29 protein-coding genes and 1 pseudogene are annotated in these 18960 nt (G+C 71.5%); 5 read left to right on the top strand and 25 right to left on the bottom strand.

From position 1 onward, the window contains the following. Positions 1 to 86 precede the first annotated feature (86 nt). Together STTU_RS32000 and STTU_RS31995 are read left to right on the top strand one after the other, a co-directional pair. Positions 87 to 1331 carry a ParA family protein gene (locus tag STTU_RS32000; RefSeq protein ID WP_043257917.1) on the top strand — a complete coding sequence of 415 codons (1245 nt, stop codon included), beginning with the start codon at positions 87 to 89 and terminating at the stop codon, positions 1329 to 1331. Positions 1332 to 1438: 107 nt separating this feature from the next. Next, positions 1439 to 2380 carry a ParB/RepB/Spo0J family partition protein gene (locus STTU_RS31995; RefSeq protein ID WP_007830787.1) on the top strand — a complete coding sequence of 314 codons (942 nt, stop codon included), beginning with the start codon at positions 1439 to 1441 and terminating at the stop codon, positions 2378 to 2380. 127 nt (positions 2381 to 2507) lie between these two features. Here STTU_RS31995 and STTU_RS31990 read toward each other — a convergent pair whose 3' ends face one another. Both STTU_RS31990 and STTU_RS33775 read right to left on the bottom strand, forming a co-directional pair. Next, the gene (locus tag STTU_RS31990) at positions 2508 to 2969 is read right to left on the bottom strand and encodes a hypothetical protein (RefSeq protein WP_007830786.1); all 462 of its coding nucleotides are present in this window, start codon (positions 2967 to 2969) and stop codon (positions 2508 to 2510) included. A gap of 67 nt (positions 2970 to 3036) precedes the next feature. Beyond that, a pseudogene (locus tag STTU_RS33775) lies at positions 3037 to 3378 on the bottom strand (transposase); the annotation flags it as partial. 273 nt (positions 3379 to 3651) lie between these two features. Between STTU_RS33775 and STTU_RS31980 the strand changes: the two are divergent. Further along, on the top strand, positions 3652 to 3858 hold the full coding sequence (locus tag STTU_RS31980; protein WP_158678827.1) for a hypothetical protein: 207 nt from the start codon (positions 3652 to 3654) through the stop codon (positions 3856 to 3858). 593 nt (positions 3859 to 4451) lie between these two features. Here STTU_RS31980 and STTU_RS31975 read toward each other — a convergent pair. The 12 genes from STTU_RS31975 to STTU_RS35120 form a co-directional block, all read right to left on the bottom strand. Next, complete coding sequence (locus STTU_RS31975) at positions 4452 to 4871, bottom strand: NUDIX domain-containing protein (protein WP_007830780.1); 420 nt, start codon at positions 4869 to 4871, stop codon at positions 4452 to 4454. Positions 4872 to 4893: 22 nt separating this feature from the next. Next, positions 4894 to 5076 carry a hypothetical protein gene (locus STTU_RS31970; RefSeq protein WP_007830779.1) on the bottom strand — a complete coding sequence of 61 codons (183 nt, stop codon included), beginning with the start codon at positions 5074 to 5076 and terminating at the stop codon, positions 4894 to 4896. Then, positions 5076 to 5543: a hypothetical protein gene (locus STTU_RS31965; protein WP_007830778.1), complete on the bottom strand. Its 468-nt coding sequence runs from the start codon at positions 5541 to 5543 to the stop codon at positions 5076 to 5078. Before STTU_RS31965 ends, STTU_RS31970 begins: the two co-directional genes overlap by 1 nt. A gap of 10 nt (positions 5544 to 5553) precedes the next feature. Continuing rightward, complete coding sequence (locus STTU_RS31960) at positions 5554 to 6036, bottom strand: hypothetical protein (protein WP_007830776.1); 483 nt, start codon at positions 6034 to 6036, stop codon at positions 5554 to 5556. Between the two features lie 2 nt (positions 6037 to 6038). Then, the gene (locus STTU_RS31955; RefSeq protein WP_234019435.1) at positions 6039 to 6917 is read right to left on the bottom strand and encodes an Lsr2 dimerization domain-containing protein; all 879 of its coding nucleotides are present in this window, start codon (positions 6915 to 6917) and stop codon (positions 6039 to 6041) included. Then, positions 6914 to 7084, bottom strand: a complete 171-nt coding sequence (locus STTU_RS34795; RefSeq protein WP_158678826.1) for a hypothetical protein — start codon at positions 7082 to 7084, stop codon at positions 6914 to 6916. The genes STTU_RS31955 and STTU_RS34795 overlap by 4 nt, the downstream gene beginning before the upstream one ends. Positions 7085 to 7109: 25 nt before the next feature. Beyond that, complete coding sequence (locus tag STTU_RS34455) at positions 7110 to 7397, bottom strand: hypothetical protein (RefSeq protein WP_052862576.1); 288 nt, start codon at positions 7395 to 7397, stop codon at positions 7110 to 7112. Then, entirely contained in the window at positions 7394 to 7831 is a 438-nt protein-coding gene (locus STTU_RS34450; protein ID WP_043257957.1) for a hypothetical protein, read from the bottom strand. The genes STTU_RS34455 and STTU_RS34450 overlap by 4 nt, the downstream gene beginning before the upstream one ends. After that, positions 7828 to 8505 (bottom strand): GGDEF domain-containing protein, encoded by a 678-nt coding sequence (locus STTU_RS31940; protein WP_007830769.1) that lies wholly within the window; start codon positions 8503 to 8505, stop codon positions 7828 to 7830. Before STTU_RS31940 ends, STTU_RS34450 begins: the two co-directional genes overlap by 4 nt. Positions 8506 to 8636: 131 nt before the next feature. Then, positions 8637 to 9410, bottom strand: coding sequence for a hypothetical protein (locus tag STTU_RS31935; RefSeq protein WP_007830767.1), 774 nt, complete (start codon positions 9408 to 9410; stop codon positions 8637 to 8639). Positions 9411 to 9637: 227 nt separating this feature from the next. Continuing rightward, positions 9638 to 10600, bottom strand: coding sequence for an ATP-binding protein (locus tag STTU_RS31930; RefSeq protein ID WP_043257915.1), 963 nt, complete (start codon positions 10598 to 10600; stop codon positions 9638 to 9640). Further along, the gene (locus STTU_RS35120; protein ID WP_007830762.1) at positions 10597 to 10947 is read right to left on the bottom strand and encodes a hypothetical protein; all 351 of its coding nucleotides are present in this window, start codon (positions 10945 to 10947) and stop codon (positions 10597 to 10599) included. The genes STTU_RS31930 and STTU_RS35120 overlap by 4 nt, the downstream gene beginning before the upstream one ends. A gap of 455 nt (positions 10948 to 11402) precedes the next feature. Here STTU_RS35120 and STTU_RS31920 point away from each other — a divergent pair, with 455 nt between their 5' ends. Together STTU_RS31920 and STTU_RS31915 are read left to right on the top strand one after the other, a co-directional pair. After that, positions 11403 to 11867: a DUF2199 domain-containing protein gene (locus STTU_RS31920; RefSeq protein ID WP_043257914.1), complete on the top strand. Its 465-nt coding sequence runs from the start codon at positions 11403 to 11405 to the stop codon at positions 11865 to 11867. Beyond that, positions 11867 to 12529: a hypothetical protein gene (locus STTU_RS31915; protein WP_043257913.1), complete on the top strand. Its 663-nt coding sequence runs from the start codon at positions 11867 to 11869 to the stop codon at positions 12527 to 12529. Before STTU_RS31920 ends, STTU_RS31915 begins: the two co-directional genes overlap by 1 nt. A gap of 188 nt (positions 12530 to 12717) precedes the next feature. Here the strand turns inward: STTU_RS31915 and STTU_RS31910 are convergent, their stop codons facing one another. From STTU_RS31910 to STTU_RS31860, 11 genes are all read right to left on the bottom strand, one after another. Continuing rightward, a complete protein-coding gene (locus STTU_RS31910) occupies positions 12718 to 13071 on the bottom strand; it encodes an RRQRL motif-containing zinc-binding protein (protein WP_324607913.1) in 354 nt (117 codons plus the stop codon). A gap of 207 nt (positions 13072 to 13278) precedes the next feature. Then, positions 13279 to 13674, bottom strand: a complete 396-nt coding sequence (locus STTU_RS31905; protein WP_007830756.1) for a RapZ C-terminal domain-containing protein — start codon at positions 13672 to 13674, stop codon at positions 13279 to 13281. Positions 13675 to 13723: 49 nt separating this feature from the next. Next, on the bottom strand, positions 13724 to 14374 hold the full coding sequence (locus STTU_RS31900) for a hypothetical protein (protein WP_007830755.1): 651 nt from the start codon (positions 14372 to 14374) through the stop codon (positions 13724 to 13726). Next, positions 14374 to 14661 carry a hypothetical protein gene (locus tag STTU_RS31895; protein ID WP_007830754.1) on the bottom strand — a complete coding sequence of 96 codons (288 nt, stop codon included), beginning with the start codon at positions 14659 to 14661 and terminating at the stop codon, positions 14374 to 14376. The genes STTU_RS31900 and STTU_RS31895 overlap by 1 nt, the downstream gene beginning before the upstream one ends. Continuing rightward, on the bottom strand, positions 14658 to 15491 hold the full coding sequence (locus tag STTU_RS32345; protein ID WP_052862575.1) for an AAA family ATPase: 834 nt from the start codon (positions 15489 to 15491) through the stop codon (positions 14658 to 14660). The genes STTU_RS31895 and STTU_RS32345 overlap by 4 nt, the downstream gene beginning before the upstream one ends. Before the next feature lie 81 nt (positions 15492 to 15572). Beyond that, positions 15573 to 15995 (bottom strand): hypothetical protein, encoded by a 423-nt coding sequence (locus STTU_RS31885; RefSeq protein ID WP_063894659.1) that lies wholly within the window; start codon positions 15993 to 15995, stop codon positions 15573 to 15575. A 74-nt stretch (positions 15996 to 16069) separates the two neighbouring features. Continuing rightward, on the bottom strand, positions 16070 to 16384 hold the full coding sequence (locus STTU_RS31880) for a hypothetical protein (protein ID WP_199785101.1): 315 nt from the start codon (positions 16382 to 16384) through the stop codon (positions 16070 to 16072). Positions 16385 to 16386: 2 nt separating this feature from the next. Further along, a complete protein-coding gene (locus STTU_RS31875) occupies positions 16387 to 16965 on the bottom strand; it encodes a hypothetical protein (RefSeq protein WP_007830752.1) in 579 nt (192 codons plus the stop codon). A gap of 110 nt (positions 16966 to 17075) precedes the next feature. Then, entirely contained in the window at positions 17076 to 17819 is a 744-nt protein-coding gene (locus STTU_RS32340) for a hypothetical protein (RefSeq protein ID WP_007830751.1), read from the bottom strand. A 94-nt stretch (positions 17820 to 17913) separates the two neighbouring features. Further along, on the bottom strand, positions 17914 to 18543 hold the full coding sequence (locus STTU_RS32335; RefSeq protein WP_007830750.1) for a hypothetical protein: 630 nt from the start codon (positions 18541 to 18543) through the stop codon (positions 17914 to 17916). Positions 18544 to 18654: 111 nt separating this feature from the next. Beyond that, the gene (locus STTU_RS31860; protein WP_007830749.1) at positions 18655 to 18960 is read right to left on the bottom strand and encodes a hypothetical protein; all 306 of its coding nucleotides are present in this window, start codon (positions 18958 to 18960) and stop codon (positions 18655 to 18657) included.

Genomic DNA, 18960 nt, shown 5'->3' with positions numbered 1-18960 from the left:
GTGATTACGGCGTAATCACCCAGGCAATTGAGTGAACTAACCCCGCACCCCCCATCTCCCTCGTGATGGTTAGTAACATCTCACCCATGAGTCAGCCCAGCGACCGCGAAAAGGTCGTCTCCAAACTCCCCGCCAGCCTCCGCCAACAACTCAAGATCCGTGCGGCACAACATCGCCTCGACATCCAGATCGCCGTGGAACAAGCCATCCACGCCTGGACCGCCCTCGCCGCCTCCCCCGCAGCCGTTGACGTCAGCGGCGCCAGCTCCTTCGCGACCTTCCTCCCCCCGGGCCAGTGGGACACCTTCAAGAAGGCTGCCGCCGCCCGTGACGTGACTCTTACTCAGGGCCTGGCACAAGCCGTGCAGCTGTGGCTCGACATGAACCCCTCCCCCGAGGTCATCCGTCCAGAGACAACCCGCCGCATCATCGTCTGCAACCAGAAAGGCGGTGTCGGCAAGACCGCCATCACGGCAGGGACAGGAGAAGCCCTGGCCGAGAACCCTGACACCCTGCGCCCGGTACGAGTCGCCAAGCAGCTCGCCGCCGCACAACTCGCATCACCGGAAACTGACGGCAGCAGCGACGCGCTCGAGGTAGAAAACCTCCCCGGCCTCGGCTTGCGCGTCCTCCTGATCGACTTCGACCCCCAATGCCACCTCACCCGCCAGCTCGGCGCCGAGCCCCTCCCCCTCGACGGCGACAGCCTCACCAAGCACATGGGCGGAGAGGCAAAGGGCGAACTCCGCGACCTGATCGTCGCCGTCGACCAGGAACACTTCGGCGACCGGCTCCACATGCTGCCCGGCTGCAACGACGCCTTCCTCCTCGACGTCAAACTCGCGTCCGTTCGCGCCAGCGAGAAAGCCCTGGAACGAGCCCTCGCCCCCCTCGAAGGTGATTACGACGTAATCATCGTCGACTGCCCACCCAGCCTCGGCCTCTCCATGGACGCCGCGATCTACTACGGCCACCGCCGCGACGGCGAAGCCCCCGGACAGTCAGGCACCCTCATCGTCGTCCAGGCCGAAGACAGCTCCGCCGACGCCTACGACATGCTCACCACCCAGATCGACGACCTCCGCAGCGACCTCGACGTCGTCATCGATTACCTCGGCATCGTCGTCAACCTCTACGACGCCCGCCGCGGCTACATCGCCACCAGCTCCCTCCAGGGCTGGGTCGACATAAAGGACCCCCGCGTCGTCGGCCTCGTCGGCGACCTCAAGGAGCAGAAGGAAGCCGTACGCATGCAACAACCGCTCCTGTCCTACTCCCCCACCTGCACACAGTCCGTCGCCATGCGCGCCCTCGCCCGGGAGCTCGCATGACACCCAAAGCAGACAAGCTCGGAGGCGGACGCTTCGCAGGCCGCGGCGCCCCCGTCAGCCCCCGCCGAGCAGCCATCGCCCAAGCACGCCAAGTACCCACTGAAGGCGTGCCCTCCCCCACCGAGCTGCCCCCTCACCGGATCAGCCTGAACCCGGACAACCCGCGCTCCTCCCTCGGCGACCTCACCGACCTCGCCGGAAGCCTCAAGGACCACGGGCAGAAGCAGGCCATCACGGTCATGAACCGCGACGCATACATCGCCGCGAACCCCGCCGCCGAGGAGAAACTCGAACCCGACACGGCATACGTCGTCGTCGACGGCTCCAGCCGTCTCGCAGCAGCCCGCGAAGCCGGCCTCACCACCGTGAAGGTCATGGTCGACGACGGCCAGGGCGGCACCAGCGAAGAGATCCTCGAATCCGCCCTCGTCGCCAACATCCACCGCCGCGAACTCTCCGAACTGGACGAAGCCCGCGCCCTGCAACGACTCCTCGCCCTCCACGGCTCACAACGTGCCCTCGCCGCACGCCTGCACCGCTCCCAGCCATGGATCTCGACGCGCCTCGCACTCCTCGGACTCTCCGAAGAGATGCAGAACCTGGTCGGCACCGAGAAGATCGAACACCTCCGAGCCATCGGCAACAAACCGGCCGAGGAGCAACCCGCAGCGCTCCAGGCGCTCAAGGACAAGGAATCCACGCAGCGCACCGTGCGGAGCCGGAAAGGTGCGGCCACCCAGGCGGCCGACACGGGGGAGCGGGCCGAGAATGATTACGGCGTAATCGCCTCACCGAACGTGCCCGAGAGCAGAAAACAGCCGGCGCATGATTACGCCGTAATCACCTCCGCCCCCGCCTCATCATCCGAACCGCCTGAGTCGTCGCAGCCGCCGCGCCCTCCACAGCCCGCAACTCCCCGCACAGCGCCAGCAGCTCTCATCCCGGTCACAGCGATCCCATGGCGGCACGTCAACGTTGTCCACCGGATCCTGCGGGAGCACATGACGCCGGAGGACTACAAGGCGCTCCAAGAGCTCATGGCCACATGAGACGGTGCCTCACCGAGGTCCTCCGATCTCAGCAACGCCGGCTCGTTGCTGAGACCGGAGGGCCCTCGCCCCACTGCGGCTTGGTCGCGAGCGGCGCCAGGGCGGTAGGGCGTGTCTCCTTGATCGCCTACAGGCTGGGGCGTTTGCGGGTGGTCTTGGTGGTGCCGTCAGGGTTCCGCCCGAAGGCGGCCTCTAGAACGGCGGGGAGGTCCTCCTCAGGCACCGTGGTACGCATGTCCGCCAGAACCTGGGGAAAGGCGTCATCGTCGATGACACCCATGTGCTCCTGACGTAGTTGATAGACGATCTCGACGAGCTCCGGTCTCAGCCGCATCCAGGCACGGGAGCTACGGATCTCTTCATCAACCTGGTGCATGAACCAGCGCATGACCTCGTACGGGACGTCGGTGTGTTCTGCGCTCGGGTTGAAGCGCACTGTCGGCTCCCGTGCCGGATCCTCGTCGGGGGTGGTTGCGGTCACGAGACTCCGTTGCCCGGCCACGAGATCCAGTTCCAGATGCCAGGCGTCATCGGGCACGGAGTAGATTGCGGTGATCGCATAGTCGCCGTCGGGGTGTCGAAAGACCATTGCCGCATGCTGCCACGCTGGGCTGAGGACGTGCCTCTCCAAATAGGGCCGCCCAACGTCCATACGCCCGAGCCCAGATGAGGATGGCAGCGAAATGGAGCGCTGCCCGGTAGGCGATGGCGAGCTTGTCCGTTCGCATGGCCAGACCACGCCACTGCTTGAACCGATTGATACACCGCTCGACCGCGTTGCGCTGCTTGTACGCCTCCGCATCGAAGCCGGGCGGTCGGCCACCGGCGCGACCTCGCCGCAGACGGTGACCGACCTGGTCGGCGGGCTGCGGGATCACGGCACGGATGCCTCGCCGCCGGAGATGCTCACGGATCGCGCGGGATGCATACGCGCGGTCCGCCAAGACGGCGTCCGGCCGGGCAAGACCCGGGCCGAGCCGGCCGCACCCGTTGGCAGGCCTCCCGTCACGCTGTAGCCGTCGTGAACGGCGCCCGCCCTTAAGGAGGCGACGGCCGCGCAAAATTTGGTGAGGCACACCGACTGGCCAGGATCGGGCCGCCGCCCGCGGCCAGTGACAGAGGGCCTTTCCACTGCTTGCTCCGGCCGGGGGGTATCTCGCTCCCAGCCGCTGCAGCGCCGTGAGAGCGGCGGGCCGGACAGGGTCTCACAGGAATTCAGAAGCAAAGTCGTGGTCGTTTTGACGGCGCTCCACACGGGGCAGGAGCGGTGGATGAGTACCGCCCGCCGCCGCCTGGGCACAGGCCCCCAGCCCGGTGTCCCGTTCTTGCTGGCCAAGAGGGTCGCGTCGGATGTTGAGCCCCGCATCCCTGCGGAACGGCTCCTCGACGTGCCCGAGGCGGTCCGGGCCGCCGCCACCCGCGCGGTGGCGGACGGGCGCCGTGTGCTCGGCACGAGACCGGCCCTCCTGAAAACGTGAGCGTGCTGCCGAAGCGCGACGCGAGGCCTCTTCACGCGCGATGGTCCCCTGTCGTCAGGCGGGAGGCGGGTGAGACTTCCGTGAACCCGGAATGCTTCGCCCTCTCGTGGGAACTAGGACGGCTACGGGCCCCGGATGTAGTCGTCTCCGGGGCCCGTCACTCTTCGCGTGTGAGGAAAGAAGGTCGCTGCGGGGCGGTTCCAGCCAGACGCCTCGCCGTTGCTCCAGACTCGACCAAGATCGTTCTACCCCGATTGCGGTAGAACGATCTTGGTCGGGGAGTTGGGCCTGGAACGCAAAGAAGCCCCGTCCCAGCCTGTGCTGGGACGGGGCTTCAAGGCTGAGCGGAGCGTCAGATCCCCAGTCAGCGGGCGCATCTTCGTCGGGGTCGGGAATGTCTGCGGCAGCCATCAGAGCGGGGGAGCGGTCACGGCGGATCGTCTCTCCGTGGGCGGTGAGCACCTGCCGTTCGGCGGCGCGCTCCTGGAATCGGCCGCTCACCATGGCACCCAGCAGGGTGGCGACACCGAAGCGCCGCCTCCGGCCAGGGAGGTCGGGCGCGGCGCTCCGGTGTCGCGGTATGTGCGGTGTGTTCAGGCGCTGGACGCTGTGGCCGCGTGGAGGATGTCGGCGTGGTCGAACGCGAGCCGTTCCAGAAGTGCGTCCAGAGGCCACCAGCGGGCGGTGCGGGTGTCGTCCCCGGCGGTGATCGGAGTGCCGGTGGGGACGACGTCGAGGTAGGCGTCGGTGCTGTACCTGCCGCGCGGGTCGCGGCCGGGCTGGTCCCATGTGCCGATCGTGCGCAGCTGGTCGGGGTCGACGCGGACCCCGGTCTCCTCCAGGAGTTCCCAAGCAGCCGCCATGCGGCTGGTCTCCCCCTCATCCTGGTGGCCACCCGGCAGCGCCCAGGCGCCCTCGAAGGGCGGCCAGTCGCGCTCGATCAGCAGGACGTTGCCGTCGGGAGTCAGGGCGACCACGTCGGCGGTGTAGCGGGTGGTCTCGGTCTCGGTCATGAGTACCTCTCGGTGAAGTGGATCAGTGGGTAGTGGTGTCGGTGACCACGAGGAACTGGTCGGTGTGCAGGTCCATGACGACCTGCACCCGCGCACCTTGAGCGCGCTGGGCGGCGGCGAACGCTTCGGCGGGCCAGGAGCCGCGGGGGCCTCCGGCGGGGAAGCGCTCCAGGACGGTGCGCGGGGGTTGGGGCTGCTTGGGCATCAGGGGGCCTCCTGGTCGGTGAGGGTGAGTTGCTGGCGGTCGGCGGGTGTTGTGCGGGGTGCGGGCGGCCGGGGCGGCGGGGTGGGTGGTTCGGTTCGGACCAGGTCGGCGTTGTCGAGGATGCCGAGCTGTCCGGTGGCCGCCGTACGGGCGTCGAGGGTGCGTGCGCGGGTGACCTGGTGGTGGCCGTGGTCGATGCGCAGGTGGCAGAGCTGGCAGGCGGCGAGGAGGTTTTCGTCCCGCACGTCTTCGGGTGTGTGGTTGAGGTGGGCGGTGGTGAGGCAGACAACGGACCCGGTAGTGGGGTGGGTCTCCGCGTGGACGGCGGGGCAGCGGCCGCCCGGGTGCGTCAGGCCGCACTGGCCTTCGCACTCGCAGCGGCCGCCCGCCCGCTCGAAGCGGATGCGCGCACTGATCTGGGGCCAGTTGCGCGGGTAGCGGTGCAGGTTCTCGGGACGGATGGGCACGGCGGTTCCGCTATTGCTCGCCGCTGGCGGCCTGGCGCTGCTCGAAGGCTTCGATCAGCTCGCCCAGAGCGTCCGGGTCACCGGCGTGCCCGACCCAGACCCCGGCCTCGGTCCACACCGGGATCTCACCGGAGTTCTCGGCGTCGAACCAGCAGACGTACGGCCCGTGCCGCTCGAGGACGGCTGTGGTGACGGCGGCCGGGTCGGACAGTTCCGGCGCGGTCTCCAGCACGGCGAGCTCGGTGACGTCCAGCCGCATCGGCTCGTCCGGCGTGCGGGGCAGCCGGAGGTGGCCGGTGACGCGGAGCTTGTCGCCGGGGACCAGGTCGTGGATGACGGTGTGCGCGAGCGCCGGGTCGGTGACGCTGCAGGGAAGGATCATCTCGTCCGTGCGCTCGTCCGTGGGGGAGACGGTGAGGCGGAACCGCGCCGTCGATCCGTGCAGGTCGCCGGGCACGGTCTCCTCGTCCAGGGCTATCGCGTCGTCGGTCATGGTCAGCCGGCCTTCCGGACCGGCGCCCGGTGCGCGGTGTCGTACGCCTGAAGGACCCGCTTGGGCACGATCCCGGTGTCGGCGACCTGATGGCCGTTCTCGCGCGCCCACGCCCGTACGGCGGCGAGCTCCTCCCGGGTACGGCCGCTGCCGAGGGCCGCGCGAATCGGGGCGGCCACGGCGGCCGCCGTGGTGGTGCGGGTGCCGGCCTTGACGGTGCGCAGCTCCTCCTGCGCCTTCTCCAGTTCGGCCTTGGCCCTGGCGACCTTCGCTTCGGCCTCGCGCTGCGCGGCCTCGCTGTCGCGGCGCTCGGACAGCTCGGCCAGGTCGGCGGTGATGCGGGCGGCGCGGCTGCGGACCGAGGCGGCCGGGTGCGCGGCCGCCCAGTCGAGCAGTTCCTGGATCTCGGGGGTGACGGCGAGCGCGACGTCCGGGGTACCGGTGGCCGGGGCGGCGAGGAGGTCGCTGAGTTCGGTCTCGCTCAGGCCGGTGGCCGCGCAGATCCCCTGGATGCTGTCGCCGTTGGTGTGCATCGAGAGGGCCATGGCCTCGAACGCAGACACGCTCCGGCCAGCGGGAGCGGGAGCGGGAGCGGCGTCGAAGGCCGCGATATCGACTGCGGGGGCGAGGACGGTGGCGGGGTTCTTGGCGGTCATGGGAAGGGTGGCTCCGGTTTCCGTGAGGAGGGGGAACAGCGCGGTGAGGGTGTCGTCGTTGTGGGGGAGGCCGAGGGCGTCGAGGAGGAGGACGAGGTCCTCCTTGCCGTGGGCGTGGCGGGCGACGGTGCGGGCGGCGGCTGCTTCGGTGTCGGGGCTGGGTGGGGTGAGTTCGAGGGCTTCGGCGGTCTGGGCGGGGTTCAGGTCGGCGTACACGGCGCTCACTTCGCGCTGAGCTCGTGCTGGAGGCGTTCGCGGTTGTGGCGCTGCTGCTCGGGGGTGAGCTTGCGGGTGCGCGGGCGGGGCGTGGTGGTGTGGTGCCAGGTGGAGGTGGCGGGGGGTTCGGGGTAGGCGAGGGCGCGGTCGGAGTCGGCGCGCGGGGTGTGGTTCACGGGCATCTCCTCGTACTCGCAGTGGTCAGGCGTGGTCGTCGGCGGCATCGGAGCGGCGCGCGGGGGCCGGGTCGGAGGCGAAGCGCGCGGTGCGGCGGGCCTCGGGGTAGTGGGTGGCGATCCACGTTTCGGCGCACGTTTTATGGGCGGGTTCGCCGGTGTGGGAGCGCAGGTGGGTGGGGTGGCCGCACAGCGTGCAGGGGTAGGCGTTGCGGGCGTCGTGGTGGCGGGCGTCGCGCCAGTCCAGGAGGGCGCCGGGAGCCGGGATGAGACCCGGCTCCCACAGCTGTTTCGGCCGGTTCGCGCGCGTCACGGCTTCAGGTGGGGGAGTTGGGCGAGGGCGTGGGCGGTGAGCTCGCAGCTGGGGCGCCACAGGCCGAGGCGGCCGAGCGCGGGGATCGGCTCCAGGAGCGGGGTGACGTCGGTGAGGGTGAGGTGCCACGCCTCCGGGTCGGCCCACGCCGAACAGGCGCGGCCGGGCTCGTCCTGGTGGCAGTCGGTCAGGCGCGCGACGGCCAGGACGGCGCCGAACTCCAGCGGCTGTCGGGGGAAGGTGCAGGTGACGCGGGGGTCGGTGAGCGCCTGGTGGTCGGTGCCGCGGCCGGCGTGGATGAGGAACCATCCGCGCCACCACCAGGGCCGGGTGCGGTTCTCTACCCTCTTCGAGCCGTGGGCGATACAGGAGGCCCAGGGCTGGCGGACGGTGAGCGCGCGCAGCCCGTCGCCGCGCGGCGGTGTGCTGGTCATGCGGCCTGCCCCCACACGCTGGTGCCGGGACGGCCCATCCTGCGCCCGTTGATGGAGGGGACGCGGGTGTGCGCGGTGGTCGCGAGGACGGCGCGGCCGGTGTGCTTGCCGTCGTAGAGGGCCGCGTCCGAGGCGCGCTGGAGCGCGGCGAGGTCGCGGGTGTGGAGGGTGTCGGTGGTGGCGGCGCCAACGGAGACCGCGACCTGGATGAGGCGCCCGTCGTCGAGGCGGACCGGCGCGTGCAGTGCCCGCACGAGCTGCTCCAGGCGCTCGGCGCGGTGCTCGGCGGGCAGGGGGAGGGCGACGGCGAACTCGTCGCCGCCCAGGCGCCCGCACACCGCGCGCGGACCGGCCCAGGCCGTGAGCCGCTGCCCGAGCGCGGCGAGGACCGCGTCCCCCGCCTCGTGGCCGTCGCGGTCGTTGATCTGCTTGAAGTGGTCGGCGTCGACCATGACCACGGTCGTGTTGTCACCGTGCCGGGCGAGGATCCGGCGGGCGCGGGCGGTGTAGGTGTCGCGGCGCAGCAGCCCGGTCAGCGGGTCCTTCTCCTTGGCAGCGATCTGCTTGAGCAGCACGGTCGCGTGGACGGCCCAGCCGGTCAGCGGGACGGCAGCGGCGGTGATCAGGAGGGTGCGTGGGCCAAAGCGGCCCGTGGTGTGCAGGACGGAGTCCATACTGAGGATCTCCCTCTCGTCTCGTACGGGTTGGGGGCCCGGGGCGGCCGACTGGTTACCAGGCCGATGGCGGCCGTCCCGGGGCAGGGCTACAGGTCGAAGGGGCTGGATGCCTTTTCTGTTCGTGCAGATCAGGCGGCCACGGCCGGGGCAGGGGAGTCGAGGCCGACGCCGCGCAGCGCGTCCAGGACGTACGGCTCGAAGCGGCTCTGGTGCTGGGCGGCTACCGCGTGGCCGGTGGCGCGGCCGTAGGCGTAGCAGCGGGCCGTCATGCTGGCGTCGGTGTCGGCGAGGGCCTGGTCGACGGCGTTGCGCGCTAGGTGCTCGATCCAGGTCTGGGCGCCCGACTCGCGGCGGTTGTGCGAGACCGCCATGGCGAGTTCGTCCGCCCATCGGCCGCTGCCGCAGGTGGGACCGCCGCACTGCTCCCAGTTCCACGTCCGGACGCGCATGCCCTCGGGGTCGGCGTCCCAGTCCGCGGCCCAGCGTGCGGCCCGCTCGGGGATCTCCTGCTGGACGACGTTCAGGACGTCGAGGCCGGCGGGTCCGAGCGCGCGGTGGGCGTCGGTCTCCTCGAGGACGCGGATCCGGTGGGAGAGCAGCCGGTAGGGGTAGTGGCGCTGGCTCCAGTTGCCGGTCTCCCCGAGCGGCTCCACGATCCACAACCGGACGGGCCAGGTGATGGGCCAGATACCGGTGTCCTCCAGCGCCTCGCCGACGCGCTTGACCATGCGGAAGTAGGAGAAGCCGCTCTCGTCGTACCACTTGTTGCGGCAGGGGTTGGGGTGGTCGATGGCCTTGCCGACGTTGACGGAAAGGTCCACCGGGGTTCCGGCCTCGCGGGACATCTCGATGGTGCCGTCGGTGGGGGTGGCGATGTACCAGGTGATGGGCTTGCGGGCCATGCGGGCCTCCGAGAAGGGGTGAGAGCGGCCGGGCCGCTCAGAACTGGATGTTGATCTGGCCGCGCGGGTCGTCCGCGCTGGTGTGGACGGTGCGGCGGTGCGCGGCGAGGCCGGCGCTTCCGCCTTGGATCGGGAGGTGGCAGTCCGGGCACCCGTGCGCCCGCTCACCCCGGCCGGGAGATCGGCCGGGGTGAGCGGGTGCGGGTGCGGACCGTCGGCGGCGCGGCTCACTCGCGGACCGCAGTCGCGAACTGCTCTTCTAGGTCGGCGCGGCCCTCGGGATCGTCCTCCTGGTCCTCGTCGGTGTTCGGGCCGTGGACGGTGCAGACGATGTCCTCGTCGTCGTCCAGGTCGCCGTTGAGCGCGCGGAACAGGCAGGTGACGCTGTAGGCGGGCACCCAGGCGTGGCCGGTGCATTCGTCGTCGTGCGGGCACGGCACCATCACGTCGAACCCGACGTCGCCCTCGCCGTCGACGTCGGTGCGCAGGGCGAGGGTGAGGTACTGCTGACCGAGGCGGATCTCCGCGACGCGGTCGCCGCCGGCGATGTTCGAGCCGGGCTTCCACTGCCACAGCGGCAGGATGTTCTCGCCGAACACCCGGGCCACGAGGTTCAGGTCACCGAGGCCGGCGCCACCGTCCAGCCCGAGGTCGGCCTGCCGCCTCTCGCTCAGGCGCTCCAGGTACGGCGCGAGTCGGCAGATGCTGTCGGAGTAGACGATCTCGGGGAAGCCCTCGGCCCGCAGGGTGCGGCGGGAGGCGAACATGTCGTCGTGCTGCTGGGCAACCACCTCTTCCGGCACCGTGCGGTTGGCCGGCCGCGGGCCCTGCCGCTCGATGCAGATGCTGCCGGGCGTGGTGAACACGACCGCGATCGGGAGCATGTCGTGGCGCTTGGCGGCGGCGATGAGCGGCTTCCTGGCGGCGGCCGTGACGTTGGTGGCGTCGACGACCGTGAACAACCGGCGGCGCATCCTCGCCTCCAGGAGCAGGTGCAGGGCGGCGACGGCGTCGCCGGTCGCGTCCTGGTCGCCCGCGTCGTCGGCCACGGCCTCCCGCAGTGCGTCCAGGGACAGGACCTGCGAGGCGGGCCAGGTGCGCGCGAGCGTCGACTTCCCGGCGCCGGACGCACCGATGAGGACCACGAGGCTGTGCTCGGGCATCGGCGGGTAGCAGATCAGCTCGGTCATGCGAGATCTCCTTGCGGGTCGAGGGAGCGGGCCGCCCAGTTCAGGCGGGGCCCGGCGTTGTCGGTGAGCAGGGCGGCGGCCTCGTGCAGGGGGCAGGAGGCGTCGCCGTCGCGGTCGGGCTCGATCTGCTCCGCCCGGCGTGCGGCGGCGGTGACCAGCTGCGCGAGGGCGGGGAAGAGGCCGCAGGGGACGTCGGCGTCCTCCTGGAGCTCGCGCAGGATCGCGGCGAGCTCCTGGCCGTCGACGTCGTCGGCGCTCATGTCGTCCTCGATCTGCTGGAGGGCGAGCTGGGCGATGCCGACGGAGGCGCGCACCCGGTTCAGGCGGGTGCGGGTGCGGCCGGTCACCGGGTGGTGGCCTTGGTGGTGGCGACCACGGCCGCGACCAGCACGGCGGTTCGGGCGCGGATGGTCAGGGCCGGGCGAAGGGGTGGACGAGCCACGGTGATTCTCCTTGATCAGGCGGCCAGCCGGTGGATGACCGGGGCCGTGGGGACGAAGTAGGTGTCGGGGCTGGGCTCGTAGCCCCATGCGCAGGGGTCGCAGCAGCCCTGGGTACGCAGCGGTGTTGGCGGAGTGCACTTGTTCCGTAGCTGCTGTATTCCGGCGCCAAGAGAGCCACACGCCATCGCCTGTCCTCGGGGGAACCAGCCGCGACTGAGCGTGGTAGTTGGCCGCGCAGAGCGGTGGCCGAGTAAGCCCCCTTCGGGTCTGGCCGGAGTCCGTCGCTAGGCTCCGGGCCCATGACCAGTGATTTGGGGTTCACCTGCGCATGCTGCGGGGACCACCACCCTGAGCTGCCGATGAACTACACGGCCGAGGCCCCCGCCGTGTGGGAGCCGGCCTTCGCCGACGCCGAGGACTGCTTGCTCTCCGCGGACCAGTGCGTGGTCCGCGGGCAGCACTACTTCGTGAAGGGCCTGATCGAGATACCGGTCATCGGCAGTGCCGAGGTGTTCTCCTGGGGCGTCTGGGTCTCGCTCAGCCGAGAGAGCTTCTCCCAAGCCTCGGATCTGTGGGACAGGCCCGGCCGCGAGGCTGAGAAGCCGTACTTCGGCTGGCTCACCACCGATCTTCCGGTATACCCGGCGACGACGCTCAACCTGAAGACGCGCGTCCATACCCGTCCGGTCGGTGAGCGCCCCTTCGTCGAGCTGGAGCCCACCGACCACCCCCTCGCCGTCGAGCAGCGCACAGGGATCAGCCCGGAGCGCGTGCGGGAGATTGCGTCGGCCGTGCTCCACGCCGGTGACGGCGAGCAGCGGTAATGGCTGACCAGCCCGTATCGTCCGTCCCGGTCGCGCCTGCCGGCCTGAGCCGTAGGGCCCAGCGGTTTGTCGAGACGGAGGGCATACGTGTTCGCCGGCCGGACATCCGGCGACACCGCGACGCGTGGATCGAGTACGGGGTCCCCGCTGCGGAGATCGAGCGGGCTGCTGCCTTCCAGGACCGCTGGGGCGGCCTCGCCTTGCCGCCGGCCCCGTTCTACGAGGGCGGTCCGCGCATCCTGGATGCCGACTGCCCCGAGGAGATGCCCGCAGAAGGCTGGTCGTTCCCGGCAGGGGGCTGCCGGGTTTCCATGGCCTACAGCTTCGCGATCGGCCCCGACGGTGCGTTCGGCATCGACGCCTACCAGTGGACGCCCCTGCATGCCAACACTGACGGATGGGTGGAATCCCTGGCGCTCGCCGCTCATGCCCGCCGCTGGGCCACGACCGTCACGAGGGTCAAGCGCAAGGCCGTCGACGCACTGGATCTCGGCGCATTCGAGCCGGTACCCGAAGTACAGGGTGTGACCGACTCGTGGTGGCGGGGCAAGGACTCCCTCATCGCCGTGTACCGGGGTGAGGCCGTGGGCCTTGACGCCCCGCAATGCCTCGAAGCGCACATCTACGGGGGCCTCGACGAGTGGGGCCTCTACGGCGGCTGACCTACGGGCCTTGGGTCTGAGCGCATACTTCAGCACAGGTGCCAACTGCCGTACTCATTCACATCGGGGCAAGGGAGGACTGGCTCTGTTCCGAGGCGGCAAGGCAAGATCGCCAGTGTGATACGCCATCCTCACGACGATGCTGAGTTGCTGGCATTGGTTCGTCGTTATGTCACGCCCGAGCGACGCTACCTGAAGTAGTACCGGCGCTTGCATTCCGGGCACGTGGACCTCGCGGCCATCGCTCTGTCCAGGGCCCATTCCTGGGCGAGCGTCGGCGTGCGCTTCGGTCGGGCGAGCGCCACGCTGTAGAGCCAGGCCCGGGTGGGGTGGTTGCACGCCTGGTCGGGCCGGTAGGCGCAGCCTTTGCAGCGCAGCACCGCGACCGGGCCGTGTCCGCCGGGGCTCAGTCCCAGGTCGCGTAACTGCCGTCGGGTGAGGAGGCCCTCGGGGCAGTCCCCGCGGTCGTACTCGGGCAGGTGCGCGTCGCTGCGCGGGACGCGGCGGGCCTCGCGACGGCGCTTCCGGCGGGCCCGGGGCATCACCTGCTCCATGGGCCGGGGAGCGGGCGGGGCGGCTTCGGGTAGCGGGGGCCGGGCCGCTGGGGGCGGGGGCGGCCGATCCGGCGGCGCGGGCGGGGGATCAGCACGAAGAAGACCTCCGAGGGGTATGCGAAGCGCCCGCTGACCAGGGGTCGGCGGGCGCAAGGAGCGGGGTCGGGGGAAGTGGTGGCGGGGATGTCGTACGGGTCACCGTGGGGCGGGGCGGTCGACGACGGGGCGGTGTAAGTCGCGGTCGACGACGGTGACGGTGTGGCCGCGGCGGCGCAGGCGTCGGCCGAGGACGTGGGCGGTGACACCGGCGCGGTGTCGGCCCCCCGAGCAGCCGACCGCGATGTGCAGGGTCCGCTCGCGGGCGGCGGGCGCGGCGGCATAGGCGCGGGCCTGCGCCACGGTCGCCGCGATCAGCTCGCGGATTCCGGGGGTCGTGAGGACCGTCTTGATGACGCGTCGGTCGCGGGCGGTCAGTTCGCGCAGGGCCGGGTCGAAGTGTGGGTCGCGGAACGGGCGCAGGTCCAGGGTGATGTCCGCGTCCTGGGGGCGGGGGCCGTGGAGGTGCCCGAAGGAGGTGATGTGTACGCGCACGAGACGCTCCTTGCTTGTTGACCGAACAGGGGAGGTGTGAGCGGGGTGCTTATCGGGGGTCTTCGTCGCTGGGGTCGGTGACCGCGCCGAACCAGTCGTCGAGGGCGCGGGTCGCAGCCACTCGGCGGCCGTGGGCGAGGACTTCGGCGTAGAGCACGCAGATGTCGCTCTGACTGCGCGGGGCGAGATCCTCGATTTCAGCGGCGAGCTCGTCTTCCGGCCAGGCGGCGATCGCAGTGATGTCGGCGGAGAGTTCGTCCTCGGGCCAGGCCGCGATCGCGGTGACCTCGGCGACGAGCTCGGGATGATCGGCGTGCAGCTGCTCGCGCTCAGCGCGGCGGCGCGCGCTGTCGTCGAGGAGGGTGGCGAGGTCGGTGAGCTCGGTGTCGGTCAGGCGGATCTCGTCGACTGTGCTGGTGCCGTCGTGGACGCGGAGCAGCGCTGTCCAGTCCCCGGTGAGGAGGGTGGGCGGGGCGGCGTCGTCGAGGGCGTCCCAGAGCAGGTCGGCGTCCGCGCTCTCCCCGGTGGTGTCGAGGCCGCAGTCCTCGGCGAGCTGGAGGATGTCGGGGGCGGCCAGGGGCAGGTAGGCGAGGTGGCTCCCGTCGGGCGCGAGGAGGACGACCCAGCCGCGTGGCGGGTTGGTGTCCGTGACAGTGCTGCGCTCGCGCAGCACTGTGATCAGGCGGTCGAGGGCGTTCATCAGAAGGTCGGGTCCTTCCTTGCGGTCTGCTCGGCGTGCAGGGTGACGACGTGGAGCCACTCGGCGCTCAGGCGCAGATCGCCGAGGACGAGTCGGGTGGCCTCGGTGAGCGCGAGCCGCTCGGCGGGGGTGAGCCGGTCCCACAGCGCGTGCGCGTGCTGGTGAGCCGCGACAACGGCGGTGTACTCGGGTTCCGTGGTCGCGGTGCGGCGGGCGCCGCACCGCCCGCACCGGAAGTCCGCCCGGTCCCAGCCCTGCCCGGTCCTGGCGTTCGGGGTGCCGCTCATCGGGGGCTCCAACGGGCTGCGGTGTCAAAGCCCTCGGCGAGGAGCTCGTCGAGGGACGGGAGCTGCGCGTGCTTCGCGCGGATCACGTGCTCCGGCACGCGGCGCTCGCGGGCCGCGTTGCGGGCGAGGCATTCCTCGAGCGGGGTGTCGAAGAGCACGGCGTGCACCAGACGCCCGTGGTGGCGGGCACGCTGCACGAGGAACGTGCGCGCGGTAGGGGCGGTGTTCGTGCTGTCGGCGACGGTGGTCAGCCCGCGTTCCAGGCGCGCGTCGAGGACGATCTCCTGCATCGCGACGACCTGCGCGTTGGCGCTCTGGTCGCCCTCGTCGCCGGTGAGCAGGCCGCGGTAGGTGTCGAGGCAGATCCTGGAGGCCTGCGGGAAATGGGCCGCGGCAGTCGATTTGCCTGCGGCGGGCGCCCCGACGAAGACGATGAGGCTGCCGGGCGGGAAGCCCGCGAGCAGGCCCGCGCGGACCTTCGATGCCTCGCGTGTGGCGCGCTCCTCGTCCTTGCGGGCGAACTCCTCGTCGATCCAGCCCTGTACGGGAAGGCCGAGGCCTTCGGCGGCCGCGTACGGGTCGGTCATCTCCGGCCACTCGCCCTCCTCTTCCAGGGCGGCGGCGAGGGCTGTGGCGCCGTCCGGGTCGGTCTGGGCCAGGGCGGCGAGGGTGCGGTGCAGGTTCCACGCGGCAGCGCTCCCGGAGGCGTACGCCCACATCGTCTGCGGGTCGGGGGCGGCCGGGATGCGCATGGACAGGCGGATGTGCGCGTGGAGCGCGAACTCGTGCAGCGCGCGGACGTGATCGGTGGGCAGCTGTGTGTCGGACACGTTTTCTCCTCGCGTGAGGCGGCTGAGGGACCACCGCACTGCCCCGGCCCTGGAGGAGGGCCGAGGCAACACGGAGGCCCCTCAGCTGTGCGGGCCGGGAAGGTCGGCGGCGGCGTGCTGGACACGCGGCGGCGTGGGGGTGGGGTCGGTGGTGCCGTGGGCGACGGCTGCGAGGGTCCGGCTGAGCCGGTGTCCCTGCGCGACGGCGGCCTCCATGAGCTCGGTGAGGCGCGGGTCCAGGTTGTGGTGGCGGGCGCCGACGAGAACGCCTTCGAGGCGGGCGAGGTCGAGGAGGAGTCGGTCTCGGACGTCGAGGACGGAGGGCTGGAGGGACAGCGCGGTCGGGTGCTTCGCGATGGCGAGCGCCGCGTGGTCGGCGAATTGTGCGTTCGCGGTCTCGGTCTGTTCGGCGAGCGCGCTGTCGATCGCGCGGGTGGTGGTGTGGGCGCGGTGCCGGCCGAACCGGGCGGCGAGCGTGTCGAGGCGATGACGAGTGAGGGGCATGAGGGCTCCGGTGTTCGGGGCGGGGTGGGGCTCCGGGACGGCCGGGCGCTGGGCCTGCGGCCGTCCCGCACCGGTCAGCGGCCCGCGCGGCGGCGGGCGTCGGCGAGGATGCTCTGCGCGTCGGGGTGGGCTTTGACGGCGTTGGACAGCGCGTCCCACCACCGGCGGGCGTAGCGGTCGGCGGCCTCGCGCTCGCGCTGCTTGTTCTCGAGGCGCAGGAGCCGGGCCTGGAGGGTGGGGCAGGTGCAGTCGGCGTCCGGGTCCTGGAGGCGGGCCATGCAGCCGGGCATCAGGCACAGGTCGCCGTCCGGGTCGGTCCACCAGTAGCAGCCGGACGGGACGGTGCCGGGCGTGGTCGCGGCGGGATGGTCGCGGTCACCGGGCGGCACCGTCAGGCCTCCGGGAGCTGGCGGGCGGAGTAGGCGACGGCGTCGCTGTACTGGCTGTGCGCGATCCAGAGGACGTCCGGCTGGTCCTCGGCCAGCTGATGAAGCACGGCCTCGATCCACTTGGTGGTGCGCTGGAGGGTGAGGCGCATCAGGTCCAGGTCACGGATCCAAATCTGGACGCCCTCGTCCTGGCGGCGGGCGCGGCGCACCCAGGAGTGCAGGCGTTCGCGGACGGTGTCGTCGTCGGGGCGGGCGGGGATGGTGCGGGGCAGTGCCCGGCAGCTGCTCGCGTGCGTGTTGGCGACCTTCGCGGCGGCGGTCAGGGTGTAGCGCGCGTACGTGGAGTCCTGGCGGGTGGCGTAGTGGCAGCCGAGGCAGGCGACCGCGTAGTAGGTGCCGGGGCTCGTCGAGGTGTCGGCGGTGTAGACGAGGACAACCGCGCCCGCGAGGTTGTAGTAGCGCTCGGCGACGGTGACGCCTTCGGGCGTCCAGGACTCACCGGTCTCGGGGCAGCGCGCGGGGTGGAGGACCTCCTCGGTGGGGGCGGGCTCGGGGCGGCGGGTGAAGAGGGTGAGGGCCATGGGGCTCCTTCGACGCTGGGGTGGGGTGGGCCGGGCGGCCTGTCCGGTCACCGCGGCCGGCGCTCGGGATGCGTGGGCGTCGGTGGCGGTGACCAGGCAGAGCGACCGGATCAGCGCAGGTGGCGGATGTTGTCGTTGTCAGCGGGGCCGGGCTGGACGGGGACGTGGATCTCGGGCTGGACGGTGATCTGCGGTGCGCCGATGTTGGTGAGCACGCGGGGGCGCAGGTTGAGGCCGCGCAGTGCGAAGGCGGAGGCGAGCGTCCAGGCCAGCAGGGCGACGGCGGTGGCGACGGTGCGGCTGGTGTCCGGGGTGGTCGTCCACACCATCGCGATGCCTGCCGCGCCCCAGGCCGTCCAGGTCAGACGGACGCCGTTGTTGCGGGTGAAGAACCCGGCGACCAGGCAGAACAGGCCGGTGAACCGCCACAGGGTGTAGACGGTGGCCCCGCTGATCGGCAGGTCCGCGCTGTGGGCGGCGATGTAGGAGCGGATCGGGTTGTCGATCGTGGCCCACACGCCGCTGGAGGTGTTGTCGCTGATCTGGACCGTGGGCACGGCGGTCAGGAGGTGGTCCACGGCGTCCATCAGGACGTCGACGGCGCCGGTGAAGAGGAACACGACGAACGAGAACGCGATCATGCCGAGGGCGGTCTTGATCCAGTTGGCCATGCCGTGCCATCCGGCGTCGGGTGCCTGGCGGACGTCGTCCCACAGCGAGTACAGGATGCCGCCTTCGTTCCACGCCTGGGTCCACCAGGCGCGGGCGGTCTTGAGGCGCGGGGGCGTCTTGGTCGTCGCGACCTTCGTGGTGAGGTCGTTCTCGGCGCGCGTGTTGGGGTCGTTGGTAGCCAAGGGGTGGCTGCTCCTTGTCGGGAGGCGGTGGTGCGGGCCGGGCGGCCTGTCCCGTCCCCGGCGCGGGGCGCGGGGGCGAGGCAGGCGGCCCGGCTCATCCCCGGAAGGTGTTGCGCCGGAAGACCGCTTTGCGGATGTTGAAGGTGTTGCCGCCGCGCCCGCCGCCGCCCCCGGTGCCGCGCAGGGCGAGCAGCAGGAGGACGACGACGACCAGGACGGTCCCGCTCATCAGGACCTGGCCGGTCGCGGTGAGGATGGCGGGGATCTGGGCGAGGGTCGGGGCGGCGGCTCCGATGCCGACGCCGGTGAGCGCGATGCAGCCGCCGGTGGACAGGGTGAGCGCGCTGTACTTCCACACGTACGCCGGCACCGCGCGCTGGGGCTCGGGGGCCGGGGCGGGCGGCAGGGCGGGAGCCGGGGTCTGGGCGACGATCTGGGGGTAGACCGGGGCCGGGGCGAGGGCGACGTGCGCGGCGGCCTGCTGGTACTGCGCGCGGATGTGGTTCAGTGCCTCTTCCCGGCGGACCAGGTCGTAGACCCGGGCCATGTACGCCTCGTCGGTGGGCAGGCCGACGGCGGTGTGCGGGGTGGGGGCGGGCAGGCCGCCGGCGCCGGGTCGGGCGTCGGGGAACAGCTCCCAGATCTTTTCCAGGCCCTCGTAGGGGAGTGCGACGGCGGGCGGGGCGGGGGTCTGGTCGGTGAGGGTGAGGTCGCGGGGTTCCACGGCGGGCTCCTTGCGGGGGACAGGTGGTGCGGGAACGCGAAGGACCCGCCCTGCCGGGTGGCGGGGCGGGTCCGTGGTGGCCCGGGCGGGCCGTGACGGTGCGGGGGTGCGTCAGCCGAGGCTGTAGAAGGCGAGGAAGGCAGCGAGCAGGACGCAGCCGGTCTTGGCCCACCAGGGGCCGACCTCCCAGGCGCCCCAGAGCAGGGCGAGGGAGGCGGCGCGCAGCCCCCAGCGGGCGAGGAACCCGAGCGGCTGGTGCTGCTGGAGTTCCTGGATCCGGTCGGTGCGCCGGTCCATCTCGGACTGGAGGTGCGCGCGCGTGACCGCGTCCGTGTCGGACGTGTTCTTGAAGGTCTCGCTGTAGGAGTGCCGTTCGGCCTCCAGGCGCTCGATCTCCTCGTCTGCGGTCTCAGCCAT

Source organism: Streptomyces sp. Tu6071 (assembly GCF_000213055.1).
Lineage (GTDB): Bacteria > Actinomycetota > Actinomycetes > Streptomycetales > Streptomycetaceae > Streptomyces > Streptomyces evansiae.
Note: the sequence above shows the minus strand (reverse complement) of the source record. Positions and strands in the feature narration are given on the sequence as shown.

What these genes read in the sequence shown, in the direction of transcription:
- STTU_RS31930 (WP_043257915.1), bottom strand. Translation starts at nt 10,600, where the DNA reads ATGACCGAGCTGATCTGCTACCCGCCGATGCCCGAGCACAGCCTCGTG.
- STTU_RS31960 (WP_007830776.1), bottom strand. Translation starts at nt 6,036, where the DNA reads ATGACCGACGACGCGATAGCCCTGGACGAGGAGACCGTGCCCGGCGAC.
- STTU_RS31910 (WP_324607913.1), bottom strand. Translation starts at nt 13,071, where the DNA reads ATGCCCCGGGCCCGCCGGAAGCGCCGTCGCGAGGCCCGCCGCGTCCCG.
- STTU_RS31895 (WP_007830754.1), bottom strand. Translation starts at nt 14,661, where the DNA reads ATGAGCGGCACCCCGAACGCCAGGACCGGGCAGGGCTGGGACCGGGCG.
- STTU_RS32000 (WP_043257917.1), top strand. Translation starts at nt 87, where the DNA reads ATGAGTCAGCCCAGCGACCGCGAAAAGGTCGTCTCCAAACTCCCCGCC.
- STTU_RS31990 (WP_007830786.1), bottom strand. Translation starts at nt 2,969, where the DNA reads ATGGTCTTTCGACACCCCGACGGCGACTATGCGATCACCGCAATCTAC.
- STTU_RS31860 (WP_007830749.1), bottom strand. Translation starts at nt 18,960, where the DNA reads ATGGCTGAGACCGCAGACGAGGAGATCGAGCGCCTGGAGGCCGAACGG.
- STTU_RS31975 (WP_007830780.1), bottom strand. Translation starts at nt 4,871, where the DNA reads ATGACCGAGACCGAGACCACCCGCTACACCGCCGACGTGGTCGCCCTG.
- STTU_RS31940 (WP_007830769.1), bottom strand. Translation starts at nt 8,505, where the DNA reads ATGGACTCCGTCCTGCACACCACGGGCCGCTTTGGCCCACGCACCCTC.
- STTU_RS31970 (WP_007830779.1), bottom strand. Translation starts at nt 5,076, where the DNA reads ATGCCCAAGCAGCCCCAACCCCCGCGCACCGTCCTGGAGCGCTTCCCC.
- STTU_RS31875 (WP_007830752.1), bottom strand. Translation starts at nt 16,965, where the DNA reads ATGGCCCTCACCCTCTTCACCCGCCGCCCCGAGCCCGCCCCCACCGAG.
- STTU_RS31980 (WP_158678827.1), top strand. Translation starts at nt 3,652, where the DNA reads ATGAGTACCGCCCGCCGCCGCCTGGGCACAGGCCCCCAGCCCGGTGTC.
- STTU_RS34450 (WP_043257957.1), bottom strand. Translation starts at nt 7,831, where the DNA reads ATGACCAGCACACCGCCGCGCGGCGACGGGCTGCGCGCGCTCACCGTC.
- STTU_RS31935 (WP_007830767.1), bottom strand. Translation starts at nt 9,410, where the DNA reads ATGGCCCGCAAGCCCATCACCTGGTACATCGCCACCCCCACCGACGGC.
- STTU_RS31920 (WP_043257914.1), top strand. Translation starts at nt 11,403, where the DNA reads ATGAACTACACGGCCGAGGCCCCCGCCGTGTGGGAGCCGGCCTTCGCC.
- STTU_RS31885 (WP_063894659.1), bottom strand. Translation starts at nt 15,995, where the DNA reads ATGCCCCTCACTCGTCATCGCCTCGACACGCTCGCCGCCCGGTTCGGC.
- STTU_RS31900 (WP_007830755.1), bottom strand. Translation starts at nt 14,374, where the DNA reads ATGAACGCCCTCGACCGCCTGATCACAGTGCTGCGCGAGCGCAGCACT.
- STTU_RS31915 (WP_043257913.1), top strand. Translation starts at nt 11,867, where the DNA reads ATGGCTGACCAGCCCGTATCGTCCGTCCCGGTCGCGCCTGCCGGCCTG.